The sequence below is a fragment of the Chryseobacterium sp. Mn2064 genome (assembly GCF_049319685.1).
Lineage (GTDB): Bacteria > Bacteroidota > Bacteroidia > Flavobacteriales > Weeksellaceae > Chryseobacterium.
Window position 1 is genome coordinate 1218594 of sequence record NZ_JBMOUE010000001.1, and the last position, 24572, is coordinate 1243165.

22 protein-coding genes are annotated in these 24572 nt (G+C 35.1%); 9 read left to right on the forward strand and 13 right to left on the reverse strand.

The genetic code is table 11. The annotated features are described in order from the left end of the window. Positions 1-131 precede the first annotated feature (131 nt). The 7 genes from ACL9RH_RS05275 to ACL9RH_RS05305 all read right to left on the reverse strand — a co-directional run bounded on the left by ACL9RH_RS05275 (position 132) and on the right by ACL9RH_RS05305 (position 6542). Complete coding sequence (locus ACL9RH_RS05275; RefSeq protein WP_422692294.1) at positions 132-1310, reverse strand: M28 family peptidase; 1179 nt, start codon at positions 1308-1310, stop codon at positions 132-134. A 184-nt stretch (positions 1311-1494) separates the two neighbouring features. Further along, positions 1495-2673 (reverse strand): M28 family peptidase, encoded by a 1179-nt coding sequence (locus ACL9RH_RS05280; protein WP_422692295.1) that lies wholly within the window; start codon positions 2671-2673, stop codon positions 1495-1497. Between the two features lie 61 nt (positions 2674-2734). Further along, positions 2735-3913: a M28 family peptidase gene (locus ACL9RH_RS05285; protein WP_422692296.1), complete on the reverse strand. Its 1179-nt coding sequence runs from the start codon at positions 3911-3913 to the stop codon at positions 2735-2737. Between the two features lie 249 nt (positions 3914-4162). After that, positions 4163-4507, reverse strand: a complete 345-nt coding sequence (gene rplT, locus ACL9RH_RS05290) for a 50S ribosomal protein L20 (RefSeq protein ID WP_034694451.1) — start codon at positions 4505-4507, stop codon at positions 4163-4165. Between the two features lie 122 nt (positions 4508-4629). Beyond that, positions 4630-4827 (reverse strand): 50S ribosomal protein L35, encoded by a 198-nt coding sequence (rpmI, locus tag ACL9RH_RS05295; RefSeq protein WP_034694453.1) that lies wholly within the window; start codon positions 4825-4827, stop codon positions 4630-4632. 129 nt (positions 4828-4956) lie between these two features. After that, positions 4957-5532, reverse strand: a complete 576-nt coding sequence (locus tag ACL9RH_RS05300) for a hypothetical protein (protein ID WP_422692297.1) — start codon at positions 5530-5532, stop codon at positions 4957-4959. A 188-nt stretch (positions 5533-5720) separates the two neighbouring features. After that, the gene (locus tag ACL9RH_RS05305) at positions 5721-6542 is read right to left on the reverse strand and encodes an alpha/beta fold hydrolase (protein ID WP_422692298.1); all 822 of its coding nucleotides are present in this window, start codon (positions 6540-6542) and stop codon (positions 5721-5723) included. Positions 6543-6788: 246 nt separating this feature from the next. Between ACL9RH_RS05305 and ACL9RH_RS05310 the strand changes: the two genes are divergently transcribed. The 4 genes from ACL9RH_RS05310 to ACL9RH_RS05325 all read left to right on the forward strand — a co-directional run bounded on the left by ACL9RH_RS05310 (position 6789) and on the right by ACL9RH_RS05325 (position 11838). Continuing rightward, a complete protein-coding gene (locus ACL9RH_RS05310) occupies positions 6789-8270 on the forward strand; it encodes a hypothetical protein (RefSeq protein ID WP_422692299.1) in 1482 nt (493 codons plus the stop codon). A gap of 72 nt (positions 8271-8342) precedes the next feature. Beyond that, positions 8343-8795 carry an SMI1/KNR4 family protein gene (locus tag ACL9RH_RS05315; protein ID WP_422692300.1) on the forward strand — a complete coding sequence of 151 codons (453 nt, stop codon included), beginning with the start codon at positions 8343-8345 and terminating at the stop codon, positions 8793-8795. Between the two features lie 201 nt (positions 8796-8996). Next, a complete protein-coding gene (locus tag ACL9RH_RS05320; RefSeq protein ID WP_422692301.1) occupies positions 8997-11207 on the forward strand; it encodes a tetratricopeptide repeat-containing sensor histidine kinase in 2211 nt (736 codons plus the stop codon). Between the two features lies 1 nt (position 11208). Further along, the gene (locus tag ACL9RH_RS05325) at positions 11209-11838 is read left to right on the forward strand and encodes a response regulator (protein ID WP_422692302.1); all 630 of its coding nucleotides are present in this window, start codon (positions 11209-11211) and stop codon (positions 11836-11838) included. An 82-nt stretch (positions 11839-11920) separates the two neighbouring features. Here ACL9RH_RS05325 and ACL9RH_RS05330 read toward each other — a convergent pair whose 3' ends face one another. Next, complete coding sequence (locus ACL9RH_RS05330; protein WP_422692303.1) at positions 11921-12415, reverse strand: hypothetical protein; 495 nt, start codon at positions 12413-12415, stop codon at positions 11921-11923. 159 nt (positions 12416-12574) lie between these two features. Next, entirely contained in the window at positions 12575-13654 is a 1080-nt protein-coding gene (locus ACL9RH_RS05335) for a resolvase (protein ID WP_422692304.1), read from the reverse strand. Positions 13655-13812: 158 nt separating this feature from the next. On the opposite strand from ACL9RH_RS05335, the gene ACL9RH_RS05340 reads away from it, so the two are divergent. After that, positions 13813-14373 (forward strand): hypothetical protein, encoded by a 561-nt coding sequence (locus ACL9RH_RS05340; protein ID WP_422692305.1) that lies wholly within the window; start codon positions 13813-13815, stop codon positions 14371-14373. Between the two features lie 99 nt (positions 14374-14472). Here the strand turns inward: ACL9RH_RS05340 and infC are convergent, their stop codons facing one another. After that, positions 14473-14973 (reverse strand): translation initiation factor IF-3, encoded by a 501-nt coding sequence (gene infC / locus ACL9RH_RS05345; protein WP_027372223.1) that lies wholly within the window; start codon positions 14971-14973, stop codon positions 14473-14475. A gap of 150 nt (positions 14974-15123) precedes the next feature. Then, positions 15124-17043: a threonine--tRNA ligase gene (gene thrS / locus ACL9RH_RS05350; protein WP_422692306.1), complete on the reverse strand. Its 1920-nt coding sequence runs from the start codon at positions 17041-17043 to the stop codon at positions 15124-15126. 92 nt (positions 17044-17135) lie between these two features. On the opposite strand from thrS, the gene ACL9RH_RS05355 reads away from it, so the two are divergent. Together ACL9RH_RS05355 and ACL9RH_RS05360 are read left to right on the forward strand one after the other, a co-directional pair. Then, on the forward strand, positions 17136-17735 hold the full coding sequence (locus tag ACL9RH_RS05355; protein WP_422692307.1) for a hypothetical protein: 600 nt from the start codon (positions 17136-17138) through the stop codon (positions 17733-17735). 18 nt (positions 17736-17753) lie between these two features. Beyond that, on the forward strand, positions 17754-18323 hold the full coding sequence (locus ACL9RH_RS05360) for a DUF4932 domain-containing protein (protein WP_422692308.1): 570 nt from the start codon (positions 17754-17756) through the stop codon (positions 18321-18323). 311 nt (positions 18324-18634) lie between these two features. On the opposite strand, the gene ACL9RH_RS05365 is transcribed toward ACL9RH_RS05360, so the two are convergent. Next, positions 18635-20044, reverse strand: a complete 1410-nt coding sequence (locus ACL9RH_RS05365) for a hypothetical protein (protein ID WP_422692309.1) — start codon at positions 20042-20044, stop codon at positions 18635-18637. A 196-nt stretch (positions 20045-20240) separates the two neighbouring features. Further along, positions 20241-21785 carry a hypothetical protein gene (locus tag ACL9RH_RS05370; protein ID WP_422692310.1) on the reverse strand — a complete coding sequence of 515 codons (1545 nt, stop codon included), beginning with the start codon at positions 21783-21785 and terminating at the stop codon, positions 20241-20243. 148 nt (positions 21786-21933) lie between these two features. Here ACL9RH_RS05370 and ACL9RH_RS05375 point away from each other — a divergent pair, with 148 nt between their 5' ends. Together ACL9RH_RS05375 and leuC are read left to right on the forward strand one after the other, a co-directional pair. Then, on the forward strand, positions 21934-23097 hold the full coding sequence (locus ACL9RH_RS05375) for a 2-isopropylmalate synthase (protein ID WP_422692311.1): 1164 nt from the start codon (positions 21934-21936) through the stop codon (positions 23095-23097). A 32-nt stretch (positions 23098-23129) separates the two neighbouring features. Then, the gene (gene leuC, locus ACL9RH_RS05380) at positions 23130-24518 is read left to right on the forward strand and encodes a 3-isopropylmalate dehydratase large subunit (protein ID WP_422692312.1); all 1389 of its coding nucleotides are present in this window, start codon (positions 23130-23132) and stop codon (positions 24516-24518) included. Positions 24519-24572 lie beyond the last annotated feature (54 nt).

Consider the following 24572-nt stretch of genomic DNA (forward strand, 5'->3'; position numbering starts at 1 on the left):
TTTAACTTTAACCAATTTATATATGTAGTTGTTTTATAATATTTTGATTTTATTTGTTTAAAAAACACTTTAATAATGAAGAAACAGAGCAATTTTGCTCTGTTTCTTCATTATTTATTTTTAGGAAGTTTTTATCTTGCTATTAAAATATGCTTTGTGACTGTTTGTTCACCTACTTTTAAAACTCCAATATAGACCCCATTTTCTAATGCAGATACATTGATCTTTGTTTCATTGTTTGTCTTTAACATCGATCTTCCTGATGAATTTGTGATTTCAAAACTGAAGTTGGATCCTTTGAGATCCAGAAGATCAATATTCAAAATACTGCTCGCAGGGTTAGGGTAAATTTTTACTGTTTCCAGAGATTCTTGTTGTGCTGTTTTTGCAGTGAGAGAAGTGGTAGTAGAGGCAACGGCGAAATGTTGTAAAGCACCTACAGTAGCCTTTCCAATATTATAAACATACACAGGATCTACATTAGCAAAAGTATCTTTAGAAGTGTGAGGGTAGCTGCTTCTTATTCTTTCAAAAAAACCGGTAATCACTTCGCCTTTCTGTTCAAAAGGAATATAATCGGTAGATTCTGCTGGATCTACAGCCGTTTGAAGAGGAGAGTACAGCGCAGTACAGTTTCTAAGCTGTTGAGTGATGGCAGCAGATGCCGCATTGTTGCTGGAAACTCCACCCTGATCTTCATCACAGTAAACAGTATTGTTGTTGTTACCTTTTACCCCGCCAACCTGGTCGAGATTGAATACCAATTTGATATCTAGCTTTCTTACACCTCCCTGATACACCACATTGTTTACATAATGGGTGCTTCCTCTTAATCCTTGCTCTTCACCGGAAAAATGTATGAATTTGATAGAGTATTCTGTAGGAATGTTTTTCAGTATTCGGGCAGCTTCCAAAATAATAGATGTTCCACTGCCATTGTCATTGACTCCGGGACCAATAATAGTATCAAAATGTCCGCAAATAATCACGTATTTATTAGGGTAAACGGTTCCGGTCTTAGTGATGATGAGATTTTTAGAGCTTGTACTTCCATAAGTGAATGGATTTTCCTCAATCTGACTGGCGGTATAGCCATACGACAGATATTTGTTTTTGATCCAGTTTAAGGTATTGGCATTGGCTTGGGAGCCGGTTGTTTTTACTCCTAAATTGCCAAAATCCTGCAAATTGGCGGTAATATTGGCTTGGGTAACCATATCCGCCCTGTTTTTATAAGCCTGAATGAAAGATTGAGCTCCAATGGTTGGCATAGCCATAGCAGCACATAGTAATGTGGTGAATTTTTTCATATTATTTATTTTGTTTTGGTAGCACGAATGTAATGAATAAATCACAATAAAGTGTTTACTATAATAAGAAATGCATAGTAAATTGTATATATTATTGATTGGTAAGTGTAAATAAAAAAACCTTTGAAAATAAATTCAAAGGTTTGTATTGTAAGTTTAGCTATTTATGAATCACAGATGTCGATTATCTTTCAATAAGAACTTTCCTTACTACAGTCTGGTCTCCTGATTTTAGAATACCGATGTAAGCACCGTTCTCTAAGGCTGAAACGTTAATTTTGGTTTCATTTTTCGTTTTAAGGATAGATCTTCCTGCAAAATCTGTAATTTCAAAACTGTAATTTTTCACTTGGGAATCCGGAAGTTCAAGATTAATAATATCTTTTACCGGGTTAGGGTAGATCCTTAAACTTTCCAAAGCATTTTTAACAGCAGTTTCCTGGGTGGCAAGCGTACTGGTGGTAGCCACCGCAAAATGTTGTAATGCTCCTACAGAAGCTTTTCCTATATTATAGATATATACAGGATCTGTATTGGCAAAGGTATCATTAACGGTGTGAGGATAGCTGCTTCTTATTCTTTCAAAAAAACCGGTAATGACTTCGCCTTTCTGTTCAAAAGGGATATAATCGGTATCTTCTGCAGGATCTACAGCAGTTTGAAGAGGAGAGTAAAGCGCCGTACAGTTTCTTAACTCCTGAGTAACAGTAGCGGAAGCTGTATTATTAGAAGTAAGGCCTCCCAAATCCTGATCACAGTATACCGTATTGTTGTTATTTCCCATAACACCACCTACCTGATCAAGGTTAAAAACCAGTTTGATATCAAGAACGCGATTATTTCCTTGATACACGACATTGTTTACATAATGGGTACTTCCCACAAGTCCCTGTTCTTCTCCTGAGAAATGAATAAATTTAATAGAATATTCCGTGGGAATGTCTTTCAGAATTCTTGCTGCTTCCAGGATAATAGAAGTCCCGCTTCCGTTATCATTTACGCCTGTTCCGGTGATGCTGTCAAAATGCCCACATATAATAACATATTTGTTGGGATATACGGTTCCTGTTTTTGTAATAATAAGGTTTTTAGAAGTAGCACTGCCATATGAAAACTGATCTTCCTGCATTTGGGTTGCAGAATATCCATAAGAGAGGTATTTATTTTTAAGCCACGTTAATGCATTGGAGTTTGCCTGAGAGCCTGTAGTTTTTACCCCTAAATTGGCAAATTCCTGTAAATTGGTTATAATATTGGTTTGAGTAACCATATTAGCTCTGTCCTGATAAGCCTGAATAAAACTTTGAGCACTGATGCTCTGACAGGCTATGGTGGCTAATAAAAAAGCAGCGATTTTTCTCATATATAGATGATGACTTGCAGATTGATGAAAATACATTCAGATCAGCAGGTCATATTTTGCATTATTTATTGATGATTATCTTTTTTGTGGTATTTCCTTTCTCCGTTTTTATAGTAATGGTATATACTCCATTTTTAAGGCCGGAAGTATTTATTTTTTGTTGATTTTCGGACTGCAAAAGCATATTTCCCGCCATATCGGTGATTTCAACTTTAAACTGATTCACTTTTTGTGAAAATTCAACATTTACTGTATCTTTTGCCGGATTAGGGTAAATTCTAACGTTTTCTGATGGTGCCTGAGAGGTTTCTTTGGTTCCTAATAAATTATTCACGGTAGAGGCCACTGCAAAATGTTGTAATGCTCCCACGGTAGCTTTTCCTACATTAAGTACATATACAGGGTCAAGATTCGCAAAAGTATCATTTACAGTATGCTCATTTTCACTTCTTAGATATTCATAAAATCCTGTAATGGTGTATCCTTTTGCTTCAAAGGGCATATAATCCGAACTATAGGCGTAAGAAAGATTAGTCTGAAGAGGAGAGTAGAGGGTAGTGCAGTTCATAAGTTCCTGCGTTACAGTATTGGATGCCACATTATTGGAAGATACTCCTCCTGTATCTCTTTCGCAGGTAATCGTATTGTTGTTATTTCCTATAAGGCCACCTACCTGATCGATATTTAAAACCAGTTTAATATCTAATTTTTGTACGCCTGCTTCATAAGCAACATTGTTTACATAATGAGTACTTCCCACAAGTCCTTGTTCTTCCCCAGAAAAATGAATGAATTTAATAGAATACTCAGTGGGAACATTTTTCAGGATTCTTGCTGCTTCCAGAATAATAGAAGTTCCGCTTCCGTTATCGCTAACACCGGGACCTGTAATGGTATCATAATGACCACATACAATCACATATTTGTCAGGATATACTGTTCCTGTTTTGGTAATGATTAAATTCTTGGAATTAGCACTTCCATAAGTAAAAGCATCTTCAGTAATCGTACTGGCTGCGTATCCGTAAGACAGATACTTGTTTTTTATCCAATCGGCAGCATTATTGTTAGCGGCTGTTCCTGTCTTTTTTACTCCAAAACCCGCAAAATCCTGAAGGTTGTTGGTAATATTGGCTTGGGTAACCATATTCGCTCTATCTTTATAAGTTTGAATAAAGCTTTGTGCAGCAATACTTTGCACAGCAATGGAAGTCAGCAGTAACGCTGCAATTCTTTTCATTTATTTTTAATCTTTAGAGATTGCTAATATAATAATAAATCACTATTTTTTATTACTAATTAAGATCATTAATTCTATATTGTTTAGTATTTCAATAACAAACATTCGTATTATAAAATTTATCATTATAACAGACTGAAGCTCATGAAATAAAAGGAAGCTCTGATATTTATCGAAGGTTTAAAATAACAACAAAAAAATCCCGGGAAAACCCGGGACTTATATTGATAACAAAAATAGTATTCTACATTATTTTACTTGATCTACAACAGCTTTGAAAGCTTCAGGGTGATTCATTGCTAAATCTGCTAAAACTTTTCTGTTAAGCTCGATGTTGTTCTTTTTAAGAGCTCCCATAAATTGAGAGTAAGACATTCCGTGCTCTCTAGTTCCCGCGTTGATACGAGTGATCCAAAGTGCTCTGAAGTTTCTCTTTTTCTCTTTTCTACCACGGTAAGCATATTGCATTGCTTTTTCTACCGCGTTTTTAGCTACAGTCCAAACGTTCTTTCTTCTTCCGAAGAAACCTTTAGCTTGCTTAAAAATTTTCTTTCTGCGAGCTCTTGAAGCTACCGCATTTACTGATCTTGGCATAATTTAAATTGTTTTTTTGAAATGTGCGGCAATCTGTTTCATTGCACTTAGCTGCACCATTTCAGGGTTAAAATTTTGAATTTGTTTTGAATTCTTATAAACCGAATATAGATTTATAAAAACTACTTAATTGCTAATTGACGTTGAACGCTTTTCTCATCCACTTTAGCTACGTAAGAAGTGCTAGTAAGATTTCTCTTCTGCTTAGTTTCTTTCTTAGTTAAGATGTGGCTTTTGTAAGCGTTTTTTCTTTTGATCTTACCTGTTCCAGTAAGAGCAAAACGTTTCTTAGCACCTGATTTCGTTTTTAATTTTGGCATTGTTTTGCTTTTTTATTGTTTTTGTTATCAATATCTGTATTGGCTACTCCTAAAGACATTAGGAATAATAGTTTGCAAAGATACAAAAAAAATCAATTCAAATTTTTATAATTTGCGATTTTATTGCATTTATAAACGAATCGTCGTATCTTCAAAATCTACCTGAAATACATCATTAAGATTTTGATTGTTCCCTCCCAAAACAAATTTAATTCTATATCCTGAGAAACCTAGTATATTGGTTTTTGAAAATAACTGGAGCTTCATATGAGGGTCATTGACAAAAAAGTTAACTGTTTTATTGGTATTCCAGAGAGGAATTCCATTGTTATAGATTACCATATTTCCGTCATTTTGTGCAATAAGCTGTGTAGAACCCCCTGCAGGTTTGTAACTGTTAGATTTCCATAGTACAAAAATGGAGCTTCCTGAATATTTGTATAATACAAGATTATTATCATGCTGCATTACAAGTTGGTATTTGATACCATGATCCTCTAAAGTAATGGCCTCTCCAGCATTTAATACAGAAGTATGAAATTCTTCCTTGATTAATTTTACAGTAGTCGTACCAATACGTGAAGCATCAGCTCCGTTTACTGCAACTTGTTTTTCAGCTGACATTACATTGTCGCGGGTCTCATCCTGAGCACAAGATGCCAATAGCATCGAAAGACTTAAGAAAGTCATTAATTTTAATTTCATAGGTTATTTTTTGACGAGGCAAATATAGTATTTTATTATATTAATTCACTAGTTAAGGAAATTTTAATTTAGTTAAAGTGTTTATTAATGGATGTTTACGATTTTATTTAATACACTTTTTGGTGTTTAATAATAAAAAAGGTGCAATTGAATTCAATTGCACCTTTTAAATATAGTAGGATAATTAATTATGATTGAAAAAACGCTAAAAGATCTCTGTTGATGGTTTCAGCTTCCGTTGTAGGCATCCCATGAGGAAAACCTGGATAAGAAATCAATTTTCCATTTTTAAGAAGAGTAGCAGCTACTTTCCCTGTTGTTTCAAAAGGAACAATCTGATCATCTTCACCATGCATTACCAGTACAGGAACGTCTACACTTTTAAGGTCTTCTGTGAAATCTGTTTCAGAAAAAGCCTTTACACAATCATAATGTGCTTTTATAGAACCGCTCATTCCCTGTCTCCACCAATTTCTCTGAATTCCTTCAGAAACTTTAGCTCCTTCTCTGTTATAACCATAAAAAGGGAACGTGATATCAATGAAAAACTGCTGTCTGTGTTTAGCGGTATTATTACGAATATCATCAAAAACTGAAATAGGAACGCCATTCGGGTTATTTTCATTCTGAACCATAATAGGAGTTACAGCACTTACCAGAACAGCTTTGGCCACTTTTCCGTTACCGTGTTTGGCTACATATCTGATAACTTCTCCGCCACCGGTAGAATGTCCAACATGGATTACCTCTTTTAGACCCAAAGCCTCTACAATTTCCGCAACATCTGAAGCATAAGTATCCATATCGTGTCCGTAAGGTGTTTGCTCGGATCTTCCATGACCTCTTCTGTCGTGTGCGATAACTCTGTATCCCTGTTCAAGAAAGAAGAACATTTGTGCGTCCCAATCATCACTGGATAATGGCCATCCGTGATGGAAGAAAATAGCAGGGCCTTTTCCCCAATCTTTGTAATAAATCTCTGTTCCGTCTTTTAATCTAAGTGTACTCATTATATTTATTTTTATTAATGGATTGTATATTTGGATTTTTATATTCACAAATTTGGATAGAATATCTTTATAATATCTTGATCTAAGATAATAATTGATAGAAAAATATAAATAGTAAATAAATATTATTAACGTTAATTTAACAGCTTATTGGGTTAAAAAGAATCTACTTATTCTAAAATATAGCTGATAATCGGGATTGTCTTATTTTTCATTTCTCTCTAATATTGATTCATATTTCGACATATGAAAACAGTACTATTGAGAAGCTTTTTTATGCTTACGTCTTTCATAGCCTGTACACAGGAAAAAAAGGATAATTCAGCATCAATTTCTTTAAATATGAAAACGATCAACGGCATTCCGTTTCTCACCCAACAGAATGATTTTATGTATGTAGATAAAGTAACTTTAAAGCCTGTCATCAAACAGAAATTCAAAGGAGCATCATTATTTACCCCTACGGGTTTTGCCATTGTGGGAAATGAAAAAGGCGAATCTGCCATTATAGACGAAAAAGGAAGAATAGTACTGGATTTTTCAGCAGATGAGATCAATATAAATGTTATCAATGGCCTTACTTTTTATAAAAGAGAAGTAGAATATGAAAAGAAAATGCCCATCTGGAAATGGGATTGGAATATTTTAGGAAGTGGCATTAAAAAAGAGCAGACCTATCATAAAGTAGAGATCGGCGTTGTAGAAACCAAACAAATTCTACTTAATGAAGATGTTCCCTATTTGGAGGATGAGTATGCTCTGAACTTTGTTTCGATAGATGAAAATCATGTTTTTTGGAACGGTAATCTTTACGAAATCAAAAAAGGCCGCTTAAATAAGATAGATGATAATATTACAGAACTGTTGGAAAACAAACGCTTTATCAAACCTTCCAATGAAACATTTTTTATCTATGAACTCAACCAGAAAAAGGCGGTTCATAGCAAGTTAAAAGGAACAGAAACACTTTCTCTTCGTTTTGGAAAAGAAATAATAACACTGAAAGAAGTTAATAAAGAACGGTATGAGCCTGAAGTTCCCAAACTCTTAACAGAAGAAAAAAACAACAATGTATTCGCATTTCCGCAATATGAAAAGGAAGTTCCCAAAGAAATTACAAAGGCTACGGCTGAACAGATTGATTTTATTAAAAAAGTGTCTTTGGTATATTCTATAACCAATTCACCTTACTTTTTATTGGGTGTTTTTAATTACGACGAGGATGTATGGGCCTACAGCTGGCTTTATCTTGATACCAAGGGAAATGTTACAGATTCTATCGGAACCTATGATTTTAAGGTTTTGGATCAGGTAGGAAATTTGGTTTGGCCGGACAGAAAAATGATTTTGCCCGATCAGTTTGTTGGCAAAAACTGGAAATTTGGAAAGATAAACTGGTACCAGGGAATGAATGATTCATATCTGATAAGAATTGAAAACGAAAAACAACAGAGAACGATAGGTGTATGGAATCGGAATACAAAAAAATGGGAAATACAGCCTGAATACCATGATATTTCTGTTTTGGATCCGGAAAAACAGATCTACGCTCTTCAGAAAGAAGAAGAAGGATTGTATCTGCTTTATGATCATAAGAATAGGAAAAATATTGGATCGAAAGGGTATAAATCCATTAGTTCAGATGGATTGGTGACTGTTAAAATAGATTCCGGGAAAACTATTTATTACTATATCGATATGTATTCCGGAAAAGAATATAAAGAATGATTGTTGGAATTTCTTATCCAATTGTAAACCAGCTTTTTTGAGCTTGTTATAGTTTATATACTTGATTTAAATATGCTTGAAAAATTCAAAGAACTCATTAGAAGAATAGAAAAACTGGGCGAAAAACCAGAGTTTTACGGAGCGAATTCCCAAGAAAATATTTCAAAAATTGAAGACGCCTTACACCTGAAATTTGATGATTTTCTGAAAGCCTACTTATTAGAATTTGGTGGCGGCGGAATTCCCGAGCTATTGCATACCAATGGAATTTTACCCGATAATCCGTTGAGTGAAAATAGAGGTACACTGTTTGGTGCCACTGTTTTCGCACGGCACAGGTTTCATTTACCAGATAACTTTTTGGTGATTAATTCGAGTTTCCCATCAGACGTTTTGGTTTTAGATGGTCAGTCCGGAAAAATTTACCATTATGAGATGATATCAAAAAATAGAAGCTCAACATTATTTTCGAGCTTTGAAGATTATCTTCTGACAGAATGGGATGCTTTGATTGAAGAATATTAAAATAAATCACTACATAAATCTCGGATCAACCTAAGAAACTATGGATATAAGTTCTTGTAAAAACAGAAAACATAGAATTATACATTTCAATGAAAAAAATTAAAAGTATTTCGCTGAACAGCATGGGTTTGACGTAAATTAGCATGTATTTTGCCTATATTTACGTTCTTTATTATAATACAACTTAATCGATATAAAGGTTTGGTCTACAGATTACTATTTATATTTACTTTACTTATTTCTCCTTTTTTTACCAAAGCACAAGATGTTTTAACCAAATTAGAAAAGGAATATAACAATGTTTCAAATTCACCAACAGAGCAGCTCAATCTGGCTCCAAAGTATGCTAAAGCATTATTTCTGCAAAATAATAAAGAGAAATCCTACCAGATTTTAAAAGCGAATATTCCTATCGCTGTAAAGCAGGCTGATGGGAAGTATGCTACGATTTTGTATGCGGTACAGGCTATGAACTATCGGCTGGATAATAAACATTCTGAAGCGTTGAAAAGTCTGGATTTAGCTAATGTATATAGCACAAAAACAAACAGTAATGAAGCAAAAGGATATCTGCAGTACGCAAAAGGCTGGATTCTTTCACGTAATAACAAAACAACTGATGCTGTAGCAGCTTACCTGAAAGCAATTAACTATTACGAAAATTCACCCACCACTTCAACGCTATACGGAAGATTCGCCACTGCAGTTAAAGAGCTTTCTACGGTATATTCTAACCTAAATGAATATCAGCTTGAAGAAAAGTACAGTAAACAGTTTTTGCTACTCGCCTCAAAGCAAAATGATCCTAACCTGACCTTCGATGCTTATATGAGAATGGGCTATGTATACGAACAGAAATATGCTCAAAACCCATCAGATATTGAATTTAGAAATAAAGCAGAACAATATTATCTGCTGGCTGTTACTACTTTCAACAAAAGCAAAGAAATGATGCTCAACAAGAGCAATTTATCGTATGCTGCAATCAATTTGGCTAATCTGTATATCGGATTTAATAGAGATGAAGCCATGCATTACGCCCAATTGGCCAACAAAATAAGTCTGGAAACGGGAGAGGCTATTCATATAGCTTCTTCATTTGGGATTTTAGCAGAACTGGCTATACAGGATAAAAATTACAATTTAGCAAAGTCTTACTTTCTAAAAGCATCTATGGAGATTGGAAAAAGCCCCGTTCGAGATCAGAATATTGAACTGTCCATCCTTGAATCTCTTTCCGAAATCAGTGAACAGCAAGGTAATTATAAAGAAGCATTGATATACTATAAAAGTTATGTAGACAAATACAAAAGTGTGTACGATCAGGAAAAGCTGGATATTACCAAAAGGCTGGAATCCCAGTTTGAAAAAGAAAGACAGGAACAGAAATATATAAAGCTCCAGCTGGAAAGTGATAAAAAGGCACAGCAGATCAAGTTGATGAATATCTTACGCGCACAACGCGAACAGGTTTATAACAATTTAAAACTGACAGAAGAAAATCAGCGTGAACGATTAAAGTTTTCTGAACTCGAATCTGAAAAAAGAGCTCAGCAGCTTCGTTTGGCAAAACTGGAAACCGAACGAAAGAACAACGACATTAAGAATTATAAAGAGCTGCTGACATTCAAAGAAAAGATCAATACCTATTACTTTATATTCATCATCATTTTTATTGTTTTGATCATCTTATTGCTTTATGGTTATAAACAGCGTGTAAAGTCTATGAAACAAAGAGACGAACTGCATGCCTTAGCCATGGAAAAAGAAAAGCAGAACACAAAAATATCTACTCTTACAGCATTATTAGAAGGGCAGGAGCAGGAGCGTGGCCGTTTAGCCCGGGACCTTCATGACGGATTGGGAGGTTTACTTTCCGGAACCAAGCTGCAGCTGTCTTATCTTGATCCTCATCAATCAGAAACCATAGAAAAGGGAATCTCGAAATCGATCACCCAGATTGATGGCGCAGTAGAAGAACTGAGACGCGTAGCACACAATTTAATGCCCGATTTATTAATGAAATACGGTTTGGAAGCCGCCATCAAAGAGTTTGCCAGCCGAATGTCGACGAATGTGTTGAACATCCATACCGAATTCATCAATTATAGCAATTCCATTTCAGAAGAGAAACAGCTTATTGTGTACAGGATCATCCAGGAATTGGTTAACAATGCTATAAAACACGCCAATACCTCAGAAATTATTATTCAGATAAGCGAAGAAGAAAAGGTACTTAATATTACCGTTGAAGATAGTGGTAACGGCTTTGATTCTGGAAGTCTGAATATGAAAAAAACAGCTGGTTTTCACAATATAGAATCGAGGGTTCAATTTTTAAAAGGAACGATGAATATCGCCTCCGAAGTGAATATTGGGACCAGTATAGAACTTCAAATTCCTATTCATTAATATGATAAAAGTAGCCATAACAGACGATCATCCACTTCTATTAGAAGGTCTGAAAAATATTTTAGGAAACAATGATACAATAGATGTCGTAGATTGTTTTAAAAATGTCACCGAAATGAATACAGGCTTAGCCAAACAGGCCATTGACATTTTGTTGCTGGACATTAACCTGGCAGATATCAACAGTATCGAGCTTATTAAACCTTTAAAGAAAAAATACAATAATCTTCAGATTATTATGCTGAGTGTTCACAATGAGCTGCCTGTTATCAACAGTACTCTTGCGGAAGGTGCATTAGGGTATATTCAGAAAAATGCCTCCGTTTCCGAAATTCTGGAAGGCATCAGTACGGTATATTCCGGGACGCAGTTTTTATGCTCACAAACGAAGTCAGTTTTGGATAAGAAACCCTCGGATGGTTTGAGCCAGGTCCCTAAGCTGACACGAAGAGAAAAAGAAATTTTAGCCGAGGCAGCGAAAGGGCTTACTACCAATCAAATGGCAGAAAAACTTTTTATCAGCCCGCATACAGTAGAAAGTCACCGAAAGAACCTCATTGAAAAATTTCAGACTTCCAACCTTAGTTCGGCTATTAAGCTGGCCATAGAATACGGTTTGATTATTGAATAATATAGATACAGCAAAAAAGCCTGCTTACGTGATGTAAGCAGGCTTTTTTTATATAATCAAATAAATTCGGTGTCTGAAATAATCAATTGTTGAATTTTAATGTAGCCTGAAACAGATTTTTCTTTCCTATCAGGTCATATTCATCGTTGTATGTTGGTTCATACATCAGAATATAAGCATTTTCATTAAAATCTTTTAAATGGACTGCCTGATCAGTCATAATATCATAGAACCTTGTGATTGTGCGGGTCGCTGTCCATTGTTTTATATTTCCTTTAGGTGTTTTATCAAATCTGTGATCTTTTGCATCGGTGTAGTACCAATACGAAGGCGCCTGATCCATCAGAAACATTTCTTTGTCTTTGTTATAAAGTTCTTCCGCCATCCCTGTGTTTTGAAACCACGGAACTTCAGCATTGTAAAGGCCTGAAGCCGAAGTATAAATATCTTTATTCGTGGTAGCTCCGATTAAAAAACCTTCAAGACCTGTAGAGGTAATTTCGAATTGAAAGGGAGATTTTTTCAGCTCATAAACATTATTTACAGGCTCAACTACTTTTCCATCCTGTTTGATCATAACTTTTAATGACTGTGCAAAAGTCAAACAACTTAATAAACAAAAAAGGATTGCTAAACTTATTCTTTTCATTGTATATTTTTAAAATATCTGCTGCAAAGATATTCGACTTTAGTTCCATAAACACTGGCTGGTTTCAGGGGTTTTTGTTCTTTTTTATTATTTAAAAAGATTCGCTTTCAGTTGAATTTTAATGTAAGCAGCCTTTCGCTTTTTATGGTGAGCCGATTCTGAATTCAATGGATATACTTCTGCATAATAATTATCATTATCGGTCCAGAATGCTTTTTTATCATCAGCTATTTTGAAATTGGTAAAGTTAACATACAAAAGATTGTCCTGCTTTTTAGTGGCTAGAATATAGGTGCTAATCACAAAATTACTCCCAACATCATTATTGGATGAGACAGCGGATACCCAGTTTTTAGTAGGAATAATTTGTGGATAGCCCTCTGTTCCCAAGTCATACGTGACTACATTTTTTACATTGAAAAAAGAATAATAAGAAGCGATTACTTCGTCAGAATGTTCTTTAAAAACTTCCATACCCAAATGTGGGGATCGTCCTATGTATTCATTAGCGAGTAGTCCAGTTTCCGTGGATACGCTTTCGTACTGTGTAATGAATTCATTTTTACCATTTTCAGTATATACCCAATTGTTATCCTTCACTATTATATGGGGATTTTTCACCAATACTTCATCAATCCTCTTTTTTGAAGCCATTTTAAATTCTTGCTCTGAAACTTCAGTAATTCTACCGAATTTTTCAAAAGATTTGTTTTTGAAGTCATCGGATTCTTTAAACGTACTGCTTCTGATCTCATAAAGATTGACTCCTTTTAAAGTCAGTTCAAATGCAGCCTGAAATTCTGATTTTAACACGAAAGCTTCAATACTGTTCGAAATATTATTATTAATGCTGTAATGAATAGAGTAGAAGTCGTCAAATTCTTCGAACCCATAATATTTATCAAGTTTATTATAGGCGATCTTCAGATGATGCGCATTTTTATTTGGAGACACAAAAAACTGTACAGAATCCATTTTAGTAAATACCTGAAAGGGTACATCTTGTATATTATCGACTCCTTTTATCTTTTTAAAATCGGCAAATGTTATCTTTTTTTGTGTATCTTCAGATTTTGACGGGGTATTTACCGTAGTTTTATCTTTTGGATTGCATCCCACCAAAACAATAAGTATAGAGGATATGACGAATTGATTGAATATTCTCATTGCATATTTTTTAGGTAAAGGTATCAGTATCTATTGCAGCAACCAACAAAACACCCTGAAATAGGCAATAAATGGCTGAAAACAGGGATATTTTGAATGTGAGATTTTGAAGAATTTTACCAAAGAAAAACTAAAATATTGTAAATTGTTTTATTAACATGAAAAATGTAATTATCAACTTTTCGGTTGTAATGGCCTTATTGGCTTCCTGTTCACCTTCTTCGGAAAAGAAAGCAGTGGAAAATGTTTCAAAAAGCGTAAAGACGGATTCAATTTCTATATCGGTTCCGGAAAAGAAAGAGGTTAAAGAATCTGAAATTCCTGACGAGCTTTCATCATTAGTTCCTATTGATGTGTTAGAAAGTAAAAGTACCAATGTGTTTGAAAAATATGGGATTGAATTTTCTGGAAACTGCTATTCATGTGACTTGGCAGGTTTATCTATCACAAAAAATAAGATGACCTGGACCAATATCTGTGATGAAAAAGACACTTTCGAAGTTCATGATTTTACATTTTCTGTTGAAGGGAAGAAAGTCACTATCAAAACAGCAGAAAGAACTTATATTCTGACTCAGATAGACAAAGCACCGGTTTATGAACTTGTGATAGAAGGTCAGAAACTGGAATTAGTTAACAAAAGAATTTCCAAATATTTTACCACGAAGAAAGCTTTGCCTCTTTTCAAAGAACATGATTGTGGCGATTTTGAAGGATAATTCAGTTTTTAGTAGAAAATAAGCTCGGTTAAGCTTAAAAAATGATACAAAAAAAGCCTCAAAGTAATTTGAGGCTTTTTATATAAAATAATGACTTAATTATTTTGCTGGTTTTTTAGGACTCATCATCATAATCATCCTTTTTCCTTCAAGTTTAGGAAGTTGGTCTACTTTACCAACGTGCTCCAGCTCCTGGGCAAGTTTTAAAAGTAAGATTTCTCCCTGATCCTTAAAGATAATCGAACGTCCTTTAAAAAATACGTAGGTTTTTAGCTTAGAACCTTCTTCAAGGAATTTTTCAGCATGCTTTTTCTTAAATTCATAATCGTGATCATCAGTCTGAGGTCCAAAACGGATCTCTTTTACCACCACTTTTACTTGTTTTGCCTTAAGTTCCTTTTGTTTTTTCTTTTGCTCGTATAAGAATTTTTTATATTCCAATACTCTTGCAATAAATGGTTCTGCCTTGTCAGAAATTACTACTAAATCCAATTCCTGTTCCGCAGCAATTTGTCTTGCTTTGTCAATTGGATAAATTCCTGGCTCTACGTTATCGCCCACTAAACGAAGCTCTCTCACACGAATTTTATCGTTGATCAAGTGTAAGTCCTCTTGTACCGGACGTCTCTGTGGGCCCCTGTTGTTAAATCTTTGTGCTATTGTATTATAATTTTATTGGTTAACTTTCTATTTATGTAAAATATTGAGAGATTACTGATTTTCATCTCTCAATACTTTAATTCTTTTTTTCTAAATGGCTGCTTCTTTCTTGAAATAAGCTACGAAATCTTCCATTTTCATTACTCCAAGATCTCCTTCACCACGTCTTCTTACAGAAATCGTGCCTTCTTTTTCTTCATTTTCTCCTACAACAAGCATGAAAGGAATTTTCTTCAATTCAGCATCACGGATCTTTTTACCTGTCTTCTCGTTTCTGTCATCAATCTGACCGCTAATATCGTGATTTTCCAAAAATTGTGAAACTTTTTTCGAATAATCTACATATTTTTCACTGATCGGTAGAATTATAAACTGATCCGGGCTCAACCACAATGGGAAGTCACCTGCTGTATTTTCTAGTAAGATAGCGATGAAACGTTCCATAGAACCAAATGGTGCTCTGTGGATCATTACCGGTCTGTGCTTCTCATTATCATTTCCAATATAGTGAAGATCGAATCTTTCCGGAAGGTTATAATCCACCTGGATGGTTCCAAGCTGCCATTTTCTTCCTAAAGCATCTTTCACCATAAAGTCAAGCTTAGGGCCATAGAATGCAGCTTCACCGTATTCAATTACAGTTTTTAAGCCTTTCTTTTGAGCCGCGTTGATGATTGCACTTTCAGCTTTTTCCCAGTTCTCATCAGAACCGATGTATTTTTGCTTGTTTTCAGGATCTCTTAACGAAACCTGAGTCACAAAGTCCTCAAATCCTAAAGATTTGAATACATAAAGAGTAAGGTCAATTACTTTTTCAAACTCTTCAGAAAGCTGATCCGGAGTACAGAAAAGGTGAGCATCATCCTGAGTAAATCCACGAACTCTTGTTAACCCGTGAAGTTCTCCACTTTGCTCATATCTGTAAACGGTTCCGAATTCCGCATATCTTTTTGGTAAGTCTCTGTAGCTCCATTGTGAAGTTTTGTAAATTTCACAGTGGTGAGGACAGTTCATTGGCTTCAACAAGAATTCTTCTCCTTCATTTGGCGTTTTGATAGGTTGGAAGCTGTCTTCTCCATACTTATCCCAGTGTCCAGAAGTTACATATAATTCTTTTGCTCCAATGTGTGGAGACATTACAAATTCATACCCTCCTTTTTTCTGAGCATCAGAAAGGAAATTCTCCAATTTTCTTCTTAAAGCAGTTCCTTTTGGCAACCAAAGTGGTAAGCCGGCACCTACTTTTTCAGAGAACGCGAAAATTCCAAGTTCTTTACCTAATTTTCTATGATCTCTTCTTTTTGCTTCCTCTAATCTTTCAAGATATTCTGTAAGATCTTTTTGCTTAGGGAAAGAAATACCATATACTCTTGTTAACTGAGGATTTTTTTCATTTCCTCTCCAGTAAGCTCCTGCAGCATTTAAAATCTTAACAGCCTTTACAATTCCTGTATTAGGAATGTGGCCACCACGACATAAGTCGGTGAAGTTATCGTGGGTTACAAAAGTAATTTCTCCATCATTAAGATTAGAGATCAATTCTACTTTGTACGGATTGTCTGCATATGTTTTTAAAGCATCTTCTTTAGATACCGGATATAAAGAGAATGTAGAACCTTTCTTTGCATTTTCAAGGATCTTCTTTTCAATCTTTTCAAAATCTTTTTCAGATAAGCTTTCATCCCCGAAATCTACGTCATAGTAGAATCCGCTTTCGATTGCCGGACCAATGGTCAACTTAGCATTAGGATAAAACTCAAGGATTGCCTGCGCCAATAAGTGGGCAGAAGAATGCCAGAAAGCTTTCTTTCCAAGATCATCATTCCAGGTCAAAAGTTGTACCGTAGAATCCGTGGTTATAGGTGTGGTCGTTTCTACTTGTTTGTCATTAACAATTGCGGAAATGGTGTTTCTAGCCAATCCCTCGCTTATAGATTTTGCCACATCTAGGGGAGTAACTGCTCCCTCGAACTCTTTGACACTATTGTCTGGAAGTGTAATTTTTATCATTGTTTACTAAGAAATTTTAAGAGGCAAAAATACGCATTTTTTACATAAAATACTATATTAGCCTATATTTAGAATGAGAATTAATATTAAAAATGAAAAAGATACTCGTTGTTTTTATCTCGTTGGGTTCCATATTCGGCTTTTCACAGAAAAATAGTTCAAAATTTTCTGTTTCTTACAACAAAAATATTGAGACTTACTTCCTTGCTGAGATCCTTTCTGCAGATCACAGGAAGATAAATAAGGATTTTGAACTCTATAAGATCAAAGAATGTTCTGCCTATCAGCCTATTGTTAAAAGCGCTTTACAGAAATTTGAGCGATTGAAGAATTCAAAAATAGCTGTTTTAACAGCCGAACTGAACGATGTTTTACTTGAAAAATACGGTATGGGAAATGATATTTTGATGAAACCATTAATGTATCACCATGAATTTCCTGCCGTAGACTGGCTGAATGAATATCAGGTTGACAATAATAATTTGACCCAGGAACAAAATAAAGAAGCAACAGATTTAATCAAAAATTATCTTTCAGAACTTTCAAAATTCTATACAGAAGAAAATATTTCTCAATTTTTTGCTGAAAATAAAGACTTTTACATGGGCAGAATCAAAGAATACAACCGACAGATTCCTGAAGGATTTACCAATGCTATGGAACAATTCTACGGAGAAAGCTTTAATAAATAAACAATTCTGATTTCACCTATGATGATGTGGCCTATTGAAGATAATGAGGGAAGAGGAATTGCGACAGAAATGATTCTGAAATCAGGAAAAAAGGATATTTACGAAATTGCAAGTCCGTTTATGAAAGTAGAAAAACCTGGAGAGTTTGGTTACGATAATCAGTTTCAGGCGAGGTTTTTAAGTGTTCATGAGTTTGGGCATTCTTTTGTAAATAAAGAAGTGTATGCCAACAAAGATCAATTGAGTAGGTTCAAAGACCTGTTTGAGCAATCAAAATTAAAAGAAACGATGATCAAAACGGGAGGATATGGAGACTATCAGACCTGTGTTGCTGAACATCTTGTGAGATTGGGAGAAATACAGACAGCGAAAATTCAAAAAGATGGTGAAAGGGCAAAAAAGCTGGATGCTTATCATTTGAAGAATAACTTTATTTTCATTCCCTTATTACAGGAAAAGCTGAAAGAATACAATGTTAACCGAAAAAAATATAAGACATTTGGTGAGTTTGTTCCTCAATTATTGAAAGTTTTTGAAAACAGCTCCGTGGAGTTTATCAATAGTGAGCTTAGCAAAATAAAAAAATAAATACCCAATTATATCCTAAATATGAATATGATAAATATTGTGTAAAGCATCAGAAATTACACTCCTAAATTCGTTTTATATCGATGAAATATAGGTAATTTGGTTTGCTTTTTTATATATTTTGCACTTCTTTTTCTAAGCATTTAACATTTAAAAAAATTACAGAGTTCGGGATAGAAATATCCCGAACTCTGCAGCCCTTTGTTGTATAATAAAAACCCATAGAAATGTTTTGATGCGAGTCTTTGTCATAATTCAAATTTTGTAAAAATATTTTTACAAAAAGTAACAAAAAACGTGATTTACAAAAATTAATTCAAATAAGTTGCATTAAAAGACATTGATATCGGATTACAAGTCATATTTCCCCCAGAAACAGTCCCAATATTAGTAGTTCTTCTCATCCGTATATCAATTGTATGATTCCCCGCTGTCAAAAATTTCACCGTACTAAGCGTAAATTGAGCGCTAAGACCACCTTCTCCATATTCCTGAGTCCGCATATAACAATCCGTTGCCACTCCGTCAATATAAAGTCTCGCTTCATAATATGCATAACCGGATCCTGAAGGAGGTAAAGAGTAATCTATACCCAGCATAAAATTAATAAAAAGTGCTTTTCCTCCGGCTGGTATGGTTATCGTTTGTGATGTACCGGGAATCATTTTAGTTGACGTATCATTAACTGTAAAACTATTACCTGTTGTTGTATTAACAGTAAAAGAGTTGGCCGTAGTAGGAGCAGCATTTGGCATTGTGATAACATTACCATTACTATCAACACCAATAGTTTGACCTGTACCAGTAACAGGAGAAGCAGATGTTAGGTTAGAGAATTTAAGTCCTGAAGTGTTTGAAACACCACTATCAATATGTAATTTTGTATCTGGTGAAGCCACGCCTATCCCTACATTTCCTGTACCTGTCAAAGCGGTATCAAAACCTGCGGTTGTAATGGTAGTATTTTCTGTTAATGTACCCCCTAACTTTACGTTGCTACCTGTTTTTGTAAGACCGTTGCTTGCAGTAGTTGTTTCCAGTGATGCAGCTGCTACTTTTTTAGCCGTACCGTCACTGGCAAGAACCATTACCTGATCAGTTGCAGCAAATGTTGCAGAAGTGGGCACCTGTCTGAATCTTACATTGCCATCCACATCCAATTTCTCTATTGGAGAAGAAACTCCTACACCCAACTTTCCTGTACCTGTCAAAGCGGTACTAAAGCCTGCGGTTGCAATATTGGTGGTTTCTGTCAATGTACCCCCTAACTTTATGTTATCACCTGTTTTTGTAAGTCCATTACTAGCTGTAATGGTTGGGGTTTCAGAGTTCGTAACTAATTTCACCCAAACGCTTCCATCAAAATAATAATATCCTATTGCCGTAATATTTATTCTAGGGCCAGAAGCAGTTCCTCCGGATAAATCAGTAATGTAAACCAATGCTCCCTTGTGATCGACTCCATAAAGAGTATTTCCTTTTGCCGTAAGTTCTTCTCTTGTAATCCTGGGTGCCTGTAAGCCAGTAGCATCTGTTGCCAGTAAAATTCCAGACGCATTCTTTTTCCCGCTGACATCTAAAGAAGTCTTTGGAGTTGTAGTATTAACCCCTACCTGACTGTAGACCATGGAGCTTATAGAAAAAGCAACCATAGGTAAAAATGTTTTTCTCATCACTTGTTTTTGTTCAAAATTGGAAGGTAAAGAAACAAACTGTAGCATTTTTAATCAAATAATGAGATACGCAATAGATACTTGATTTTTATATTTTTGATTATTAGTGTTTTATATTTTTGAAACATATGATAAAGTATTAATTAAGTAGTTGTAGAATGTTAATTTTCACATATTATACTTCATGAATATGTTCAATATAGCCAAGATTTGAGAGGAAAGTACTTTCTACATGAACAATAGGCTAATTTTTTCTTTTATATTTCACCTTTTTCTTTATAATTTCAATAACATCTACATTCTGAACCTTAGACTGTATCCAACCATGAATGTCGATGTAAAAGAGTGATCTTCTGTAATATTCGTTTTGAGAAAATTCATCAAGCTTCTTATCGAATTTTTCAAATGCACTTTGCCTCTGATCCGGAACCTGGTTATTCAGATTTTTAAAAAACTGTATGCTTTCGAAGTGAAATTCTTCTGGTTTTTTCATCTTTTTAGCAAATTTTAAAGTAGAAGCAATAAATTCATCATAATCTTCGTCATGCCCAGATTCATATTTAGCCATTAAGATCAATATTCTGGTATGGAAAAGCAGGTCTTCCTGAACATTTCCTTTAGATTCCAATACTCTTGTCGAATATTCAATTGATTTTTCGAACATTTTACTTCCAAAAAACATAGCCGCCATTTTAAGATAAAGAATCATAAAGTGGTGTTCATCAATGCGTTCTCTCAGTTTTTCCATTTTGAGTTCAATCTCCGGGATCAGCTTTGTACCCGTGAAAAATTCTCCTTTTACAAAGTGAATATTCATCAATGTATTATACTGGGTAAGGAAAATCAGAGACTGCAGGTTTTCATTCTGGGCAAAACTTTCGGCATGAACCGTTTTGTTGAAGTTTTCAAAGTGTTCTTCAAGAATATCAATATTTCCATACAGAAACAAAATCTTAAGCAAATAAGTGTTTCCTTTAATATACCACACAGGATGACTGAAAATCATTTCCGGTTTTTTATGAAAAAGATCAACCCATTGATAGGCATATTTTAAGGTATATTTATAATCCTGAAGCAATTGGTTTTTCCAGACATGAGCTTTAAAATACCAAAGTTTTTCTGTAAAATTAAGCCTATCAAATGTAATATTTTTGATTTGAGAGTTAAAAATTTCAAGAACTTCCTCACGATCAGTATCATTTTTTACATAACCATGAGTAAGCATTTCACTGTATAATCTCAGCGAAAGATTAGATAGTTTTGTCGTGTATCGGTTCTGTCGGCTTATTTCCTGAGATTCACGGATAAGCTCATCAGCGCGACCTTCAATACTTCGGGTAATAAATTGTGATTCAATTACTTTTTCAAGATCAATGACTTCGGATGCAATGCTTTTTTCATCCAGTTCAAGAGCCGATTGTTTCGTTTTATCCAGGATTTTCAAAGCCTGTTTATAAAGCCCTTTTTGGTATAAAATATTAGCAAAATCAAGCTGCTCGCGAAGCTGAATTCTATAATTCTGATGGCTCGGGTTCATGCGGAGGCTGACCAGAATTTGTTTATAAAGGTGCGCCTTCAGGTTGGAAAGCTGTTGCTTTGTCGAAATTTTCTTTTCGATAATAATGCTTTCATCATACTCCTTCATCTTGTCTATTTCTGAAAATAACAGGAGAAATTTGGCATCTACGTTGATTCCGAGACGGTTGACATAAAGCTTAAACTGTCGCTTCTCTGAGGTGGTCAATGACTTTACCAGTACAAACAAAAAATCTTTCTGCAATTCTGCCATTGTAAATTTTTAATTATTAAAATATTGATTAACAAATAAATATGGGTATTTCTTCAACTATTGGATATTGTAATTTTCAGAAAAAGCGAAAATAAAAAAATATTGCAAGCTGTAGTTTTGAATCAAAATTAAGTAAAAAACTTCATTTATGAATTCCGAAAAAATTGAAATTTTTGATACTACACTGAGAGATGGGGAGCAGGTTCCGGGATGTAAACTGAATACGGGACAAAAACTGATTATTGCTGAAAAGCTTGATGAGCTGGGAGTTGATATCATTGAAGCAGGATTTCCTATTTCCAGCCCTGGAGATTTTGAATCTGTTTCAGAAATTTCAAAACTGGTAAGAAATGCAAAGGTTTGTGGATTGACAAGAGCCAATAAAAAAGATATTGATACAGCTGCAGAAGCTTTACAATTTGCCAAAAGGCCAAGAATACATACAGGAATCGGAACTTCTGATTCGCATATCAGATATAAATTCAATTCCACAAGAGAAGATATTATTGAGCGTGCAGCAGAAGCTGTAAGATACGCCAAAAGATATGTGGAAGATGTAGAGTTTTATGCAGAGGACGCCGGAAGAACAGATAATGAATATTTGGCTCAAGTATGTGAAGCTGTGATCAAAGCCGGAGCTACGGTTCTCAATATTCCTGATACAACGGGGTATTGTCTGCCTGAAGAGTACGGCCAGAAAATAAAATACCTGAAAGAAAATGTAAAAGGCATCGAAAAAGCGGTTTTGTCTTGCCATTGTCACAACGACTTAGGCCTGGCAACAGCCAATTCTATTGCCGGGGCAATCAACGGTGCCCGTCAGATTGAATGTACTATTAACGGCTTGGGAGAAAGAGCAGGAAATACAGCTTTAGAAGAAGTGGTGATGATTTTAAAACAGCACAGAGACCTAAACCTGTATACCGATGTCAATTCCAGGATGTTGAATGAAATGAGCATGATGGTTTCTGATCTGATGGGAATGTCTGTACAGCCTAATAAAGCCATTGTTGGAGCGAATGCTTTTGCACACAGTTCAGGAATTCATCAGGATGGTGTAATCAAAAATAGAGAAACATACGAAATCATCGATCCTGCTGAAGTAGGAGTAAATGCTTCATCTATCATTCTTACCGCCAGAAGTGGTCGTTCTGCACTGGCGTACAGATTCAAGCATATCGGCTATGAAGTAACCAAGAATGAACTTGATTTCCTATATCAGGAATTTTTAAAGATTGCCGATCTTAAAAAAGAAGTATGTAATGATGATCTAAGTCTTATGATGGATACTTTTAGCAGAAAAATAGGGTAGTAGGTTTGATCTAACATTGAGAAAAAGAAAAAATGAAGAATAATAGAAAGACGCTTTTTGATAAAGTTTGGGACGCCCATGTTGTGGAAATTATTCCCGACGGACCCCAAATCATTTATATAGATAAACATTTGATTCATGAAGTAACCAGCCCACAAGCATTTGCAGAGTTGGAATCCAGAAATTTGAATATTTTCAGACCAGAGCAGATTGTTGCTACAGCTGACCATAATGTTCCTACTTTAGATCAGGAATTACCGATTCGTGATGATCTTTCAAGAAATCAGGTGCAGCAGCTTACACAGAACTGTGAGAAAAACAATATTGAACTGTTTGGTTTAGGACATCAGTATCAAGGCATTGTACATATCATTGCTCCAGAGTTGGGCATTACTCAACCCGGAATGAGTATTGTATGTGGAGACAGCCATACTTCCACTCATGGAGCATTTGGTTCAATTGCTTTTGGAATCGGTACCAGCCAGGTTGCACAGGTATTTGCCAGTCAGTGTTTGCTTCTGAATAAGCCGAAATCTATGAGAATTACTGTAAACGGTAAATTGAATGAACATGTTCAGCCTAAAGATGTTATTCTTTATATCATTTCCAAAATAGGAACCGATGGAGGAACGGGATATTTCTGTGAATACGCCGGAAACGTTTTTGAAGAAATGTCGATGGAAGGTAGAATGACCGTTTGCAACATGAGTATTGAAATGGGAGCCAGAGGAGGAATGATTGCCCCGGATGAAACTACTTTTGAATATGTAAAAGGAAGAGAATTCGCGCCCAAAGGCGAGGAATGGAATGAAAAAGTAAACTACTGGAATACTTTAAAAACAGACGAAAATGCTGCTTTTGATAAAGAACTTACGTTCGAAGCTTCAGAAATTTATCCGATGATTACTTATGGAACCAATCCGGGAATGGGAATTTCTCTTCACGAAACGATTCCGGCTCCTCAAAATGAATCTGAGGAAAAAGCTTTAAAATATATGGGATTGGAAGCCGGACAGGCTCTTTCCAGTATAAAAGTGAACTATGTTTTCATTGGAAGCTGTACCAACGCAAGAATAGAAGACTTCCGTTCTGCAGCACAATATATTAAAGGAAAAAGCAAATCTGAAGCAGTTAATGCCCTTATTGTACCCGGTTCTCAGCAGGTTGTAAAACAGATTTATGAAGAAGGACTGGATAAAATCTTCAGTGATGCAGGGTTCCAGATTCGCCAGCCGGGATGCTCAGCGTGCCTTGCCATGAACGATGACAAAATTCCGGAAGGGGAGTATTGTGTTTCCACGTCTAACAGAAACTTTGAAGGAAGACAGGGGCAGGGAGCAAGAACGATTCTCGCGAGTCCGTTAACAGCAGCAAAAGCAGCAATAGAAGGTAGAATCTCTGCTTTTGAAAGTTTAAATTAAAAAAGGATTTAACCACAAAGACACAGAAAGAGATAATCCGTAAGTAAAAAGAAA

Coding starts and splice junctions, on each gene's coding strand:
- ACL9RH_RS05365 (WP_422692309.1), bottom strand. CDS start 20,044: ATGCTACAGTTTGTTTCTTTACCTTCCAATTTTGAACAAAAACAAGTG.
- leuC (WP_422692312.1), top strand. CDS start 23,130: ATGAAGAATAATAGAAAGACGCTTTTTGATAAAGTTTGGGACGCCCAT.
- ACL9RH_RS05280 (WP_422692295.1), bottom strand. CDS start 2,673: ATGAGAAAAATCGCTGCTTTTTTATTAGCCACCATAGCCTGTCAGAGC.
- ACL9RH_RS05360 (WP_422692308.1), top strand. CDS start 17,754: ATGATGATGTGGCCTATTGAAGATAATGAGGGAAGAGGAATTGCGACA.
- ACL9RH_RS05325 (WP_422692302.1), top strand. CDS start 11,209: ATGATAAAAGTAGCCATAACAGACGATCATCCACTTCTATTAGAAGGT.
- rplT (WP_034694451.1), bottom strand. CDS start 4,507: ATGCCAAGATCAGTAAATGCGGTAGCTTCAAGAGCTCGCAGAAAGAAA.
- ACL9RH_RS05375 (WP_422692311.1), top strand. CDS start 21,934: ATGAATTCCGAAAAAATTGAAATTTTTGATACTACACTGAGAGATGGG.
- ACL9RH_RS05340 (WP_422692305.1), top strand. CDS start 13,813: ATGAAAAATGTAATTATCAACTTTTCGGTTGTAATGGCCTTATTGGCT.
- thrS (WP_422692306.1), bottom strand. CDS start 17,043: ATGATAAAAATTACACTTCCAGACAATAGTGTCAAAGAGTTCGAGGGA.
- ACL9RH_RS05335 (WP_422692304.1), bottom strand. CDS start 13,654: ATGAGAATATTCAATCAATTCGTCATATCCTCTATACTTATTGTTTTG.
- ACL9RH_RS05285 (WP_422692296.1), bottom strand. CDS start 3,913: ATGAAAAGAATTGCAGCGTTACTGCTGACTTCCATTGCTGTGCAAAGT.
- ACL9RH_RS05275 (WP_422692294.1), bottom strand. CDS start 1,310: ATGAAAAAATTCACCACATTACTATGTGCTGCTATGGCTATGCCAACC.
- ACL9RH_RS05315 (WP_422692300.1), top strand. CDS start 8,343: ATGCTTGAAAAATTCAAAGAACTCATTAGAAGAATAGAAAAACTGGGC.
- ACL9RH_RS05305 (WP_422692298.1), bottom strand. CDS start 6,542: ATGAGTACACTTAGATTAAAAGACGGAACAGAGATTTATTACAAAGAT.
- ACL9RH_RS05300 (WP_422692297.1), bottom strand. CDS start 5,532: ATGAAATTAAAATTAATGACTTTCTTAAGTCTTTCGATGCTATTGGCA.
- ACL9RH_RS05310 (WP_422692299.1), top strand. CDS start 6,789: ATGAAAACAGTACTATTGAGAAGCTTTTTTATGCTTACGTCTTTCATA.
- ACL9RH_RS05330 (WP_422692303.1), bottom strand. CDS start 12,415: ATGATCAAACAGGATGGAAAAGTAGTTGAGCCTGTAAATAATGTTTAT.
- rpmI (WP_034694453.1), bottom strand. CDS start 4,827: ATGCCAAAATTAAAAACGAAATCAGGTGCTAAGAAACGTTTTGCTCTT.
- ACL9RH_RS05370 (WP_422692310.1), bottom strand. CDS start 21,785: ATGGCAGAATTGCAGAAAGATTTTTTGTTTGTACTGGTAAAGTCATTG.
- ACL9RH_RS05355 (WP_422692307.1), top strand. CDS start 17,136: ATGAAAAAGATACTCGTTGTTTTTATCTCGTTGGGTTCCATATTCGGC.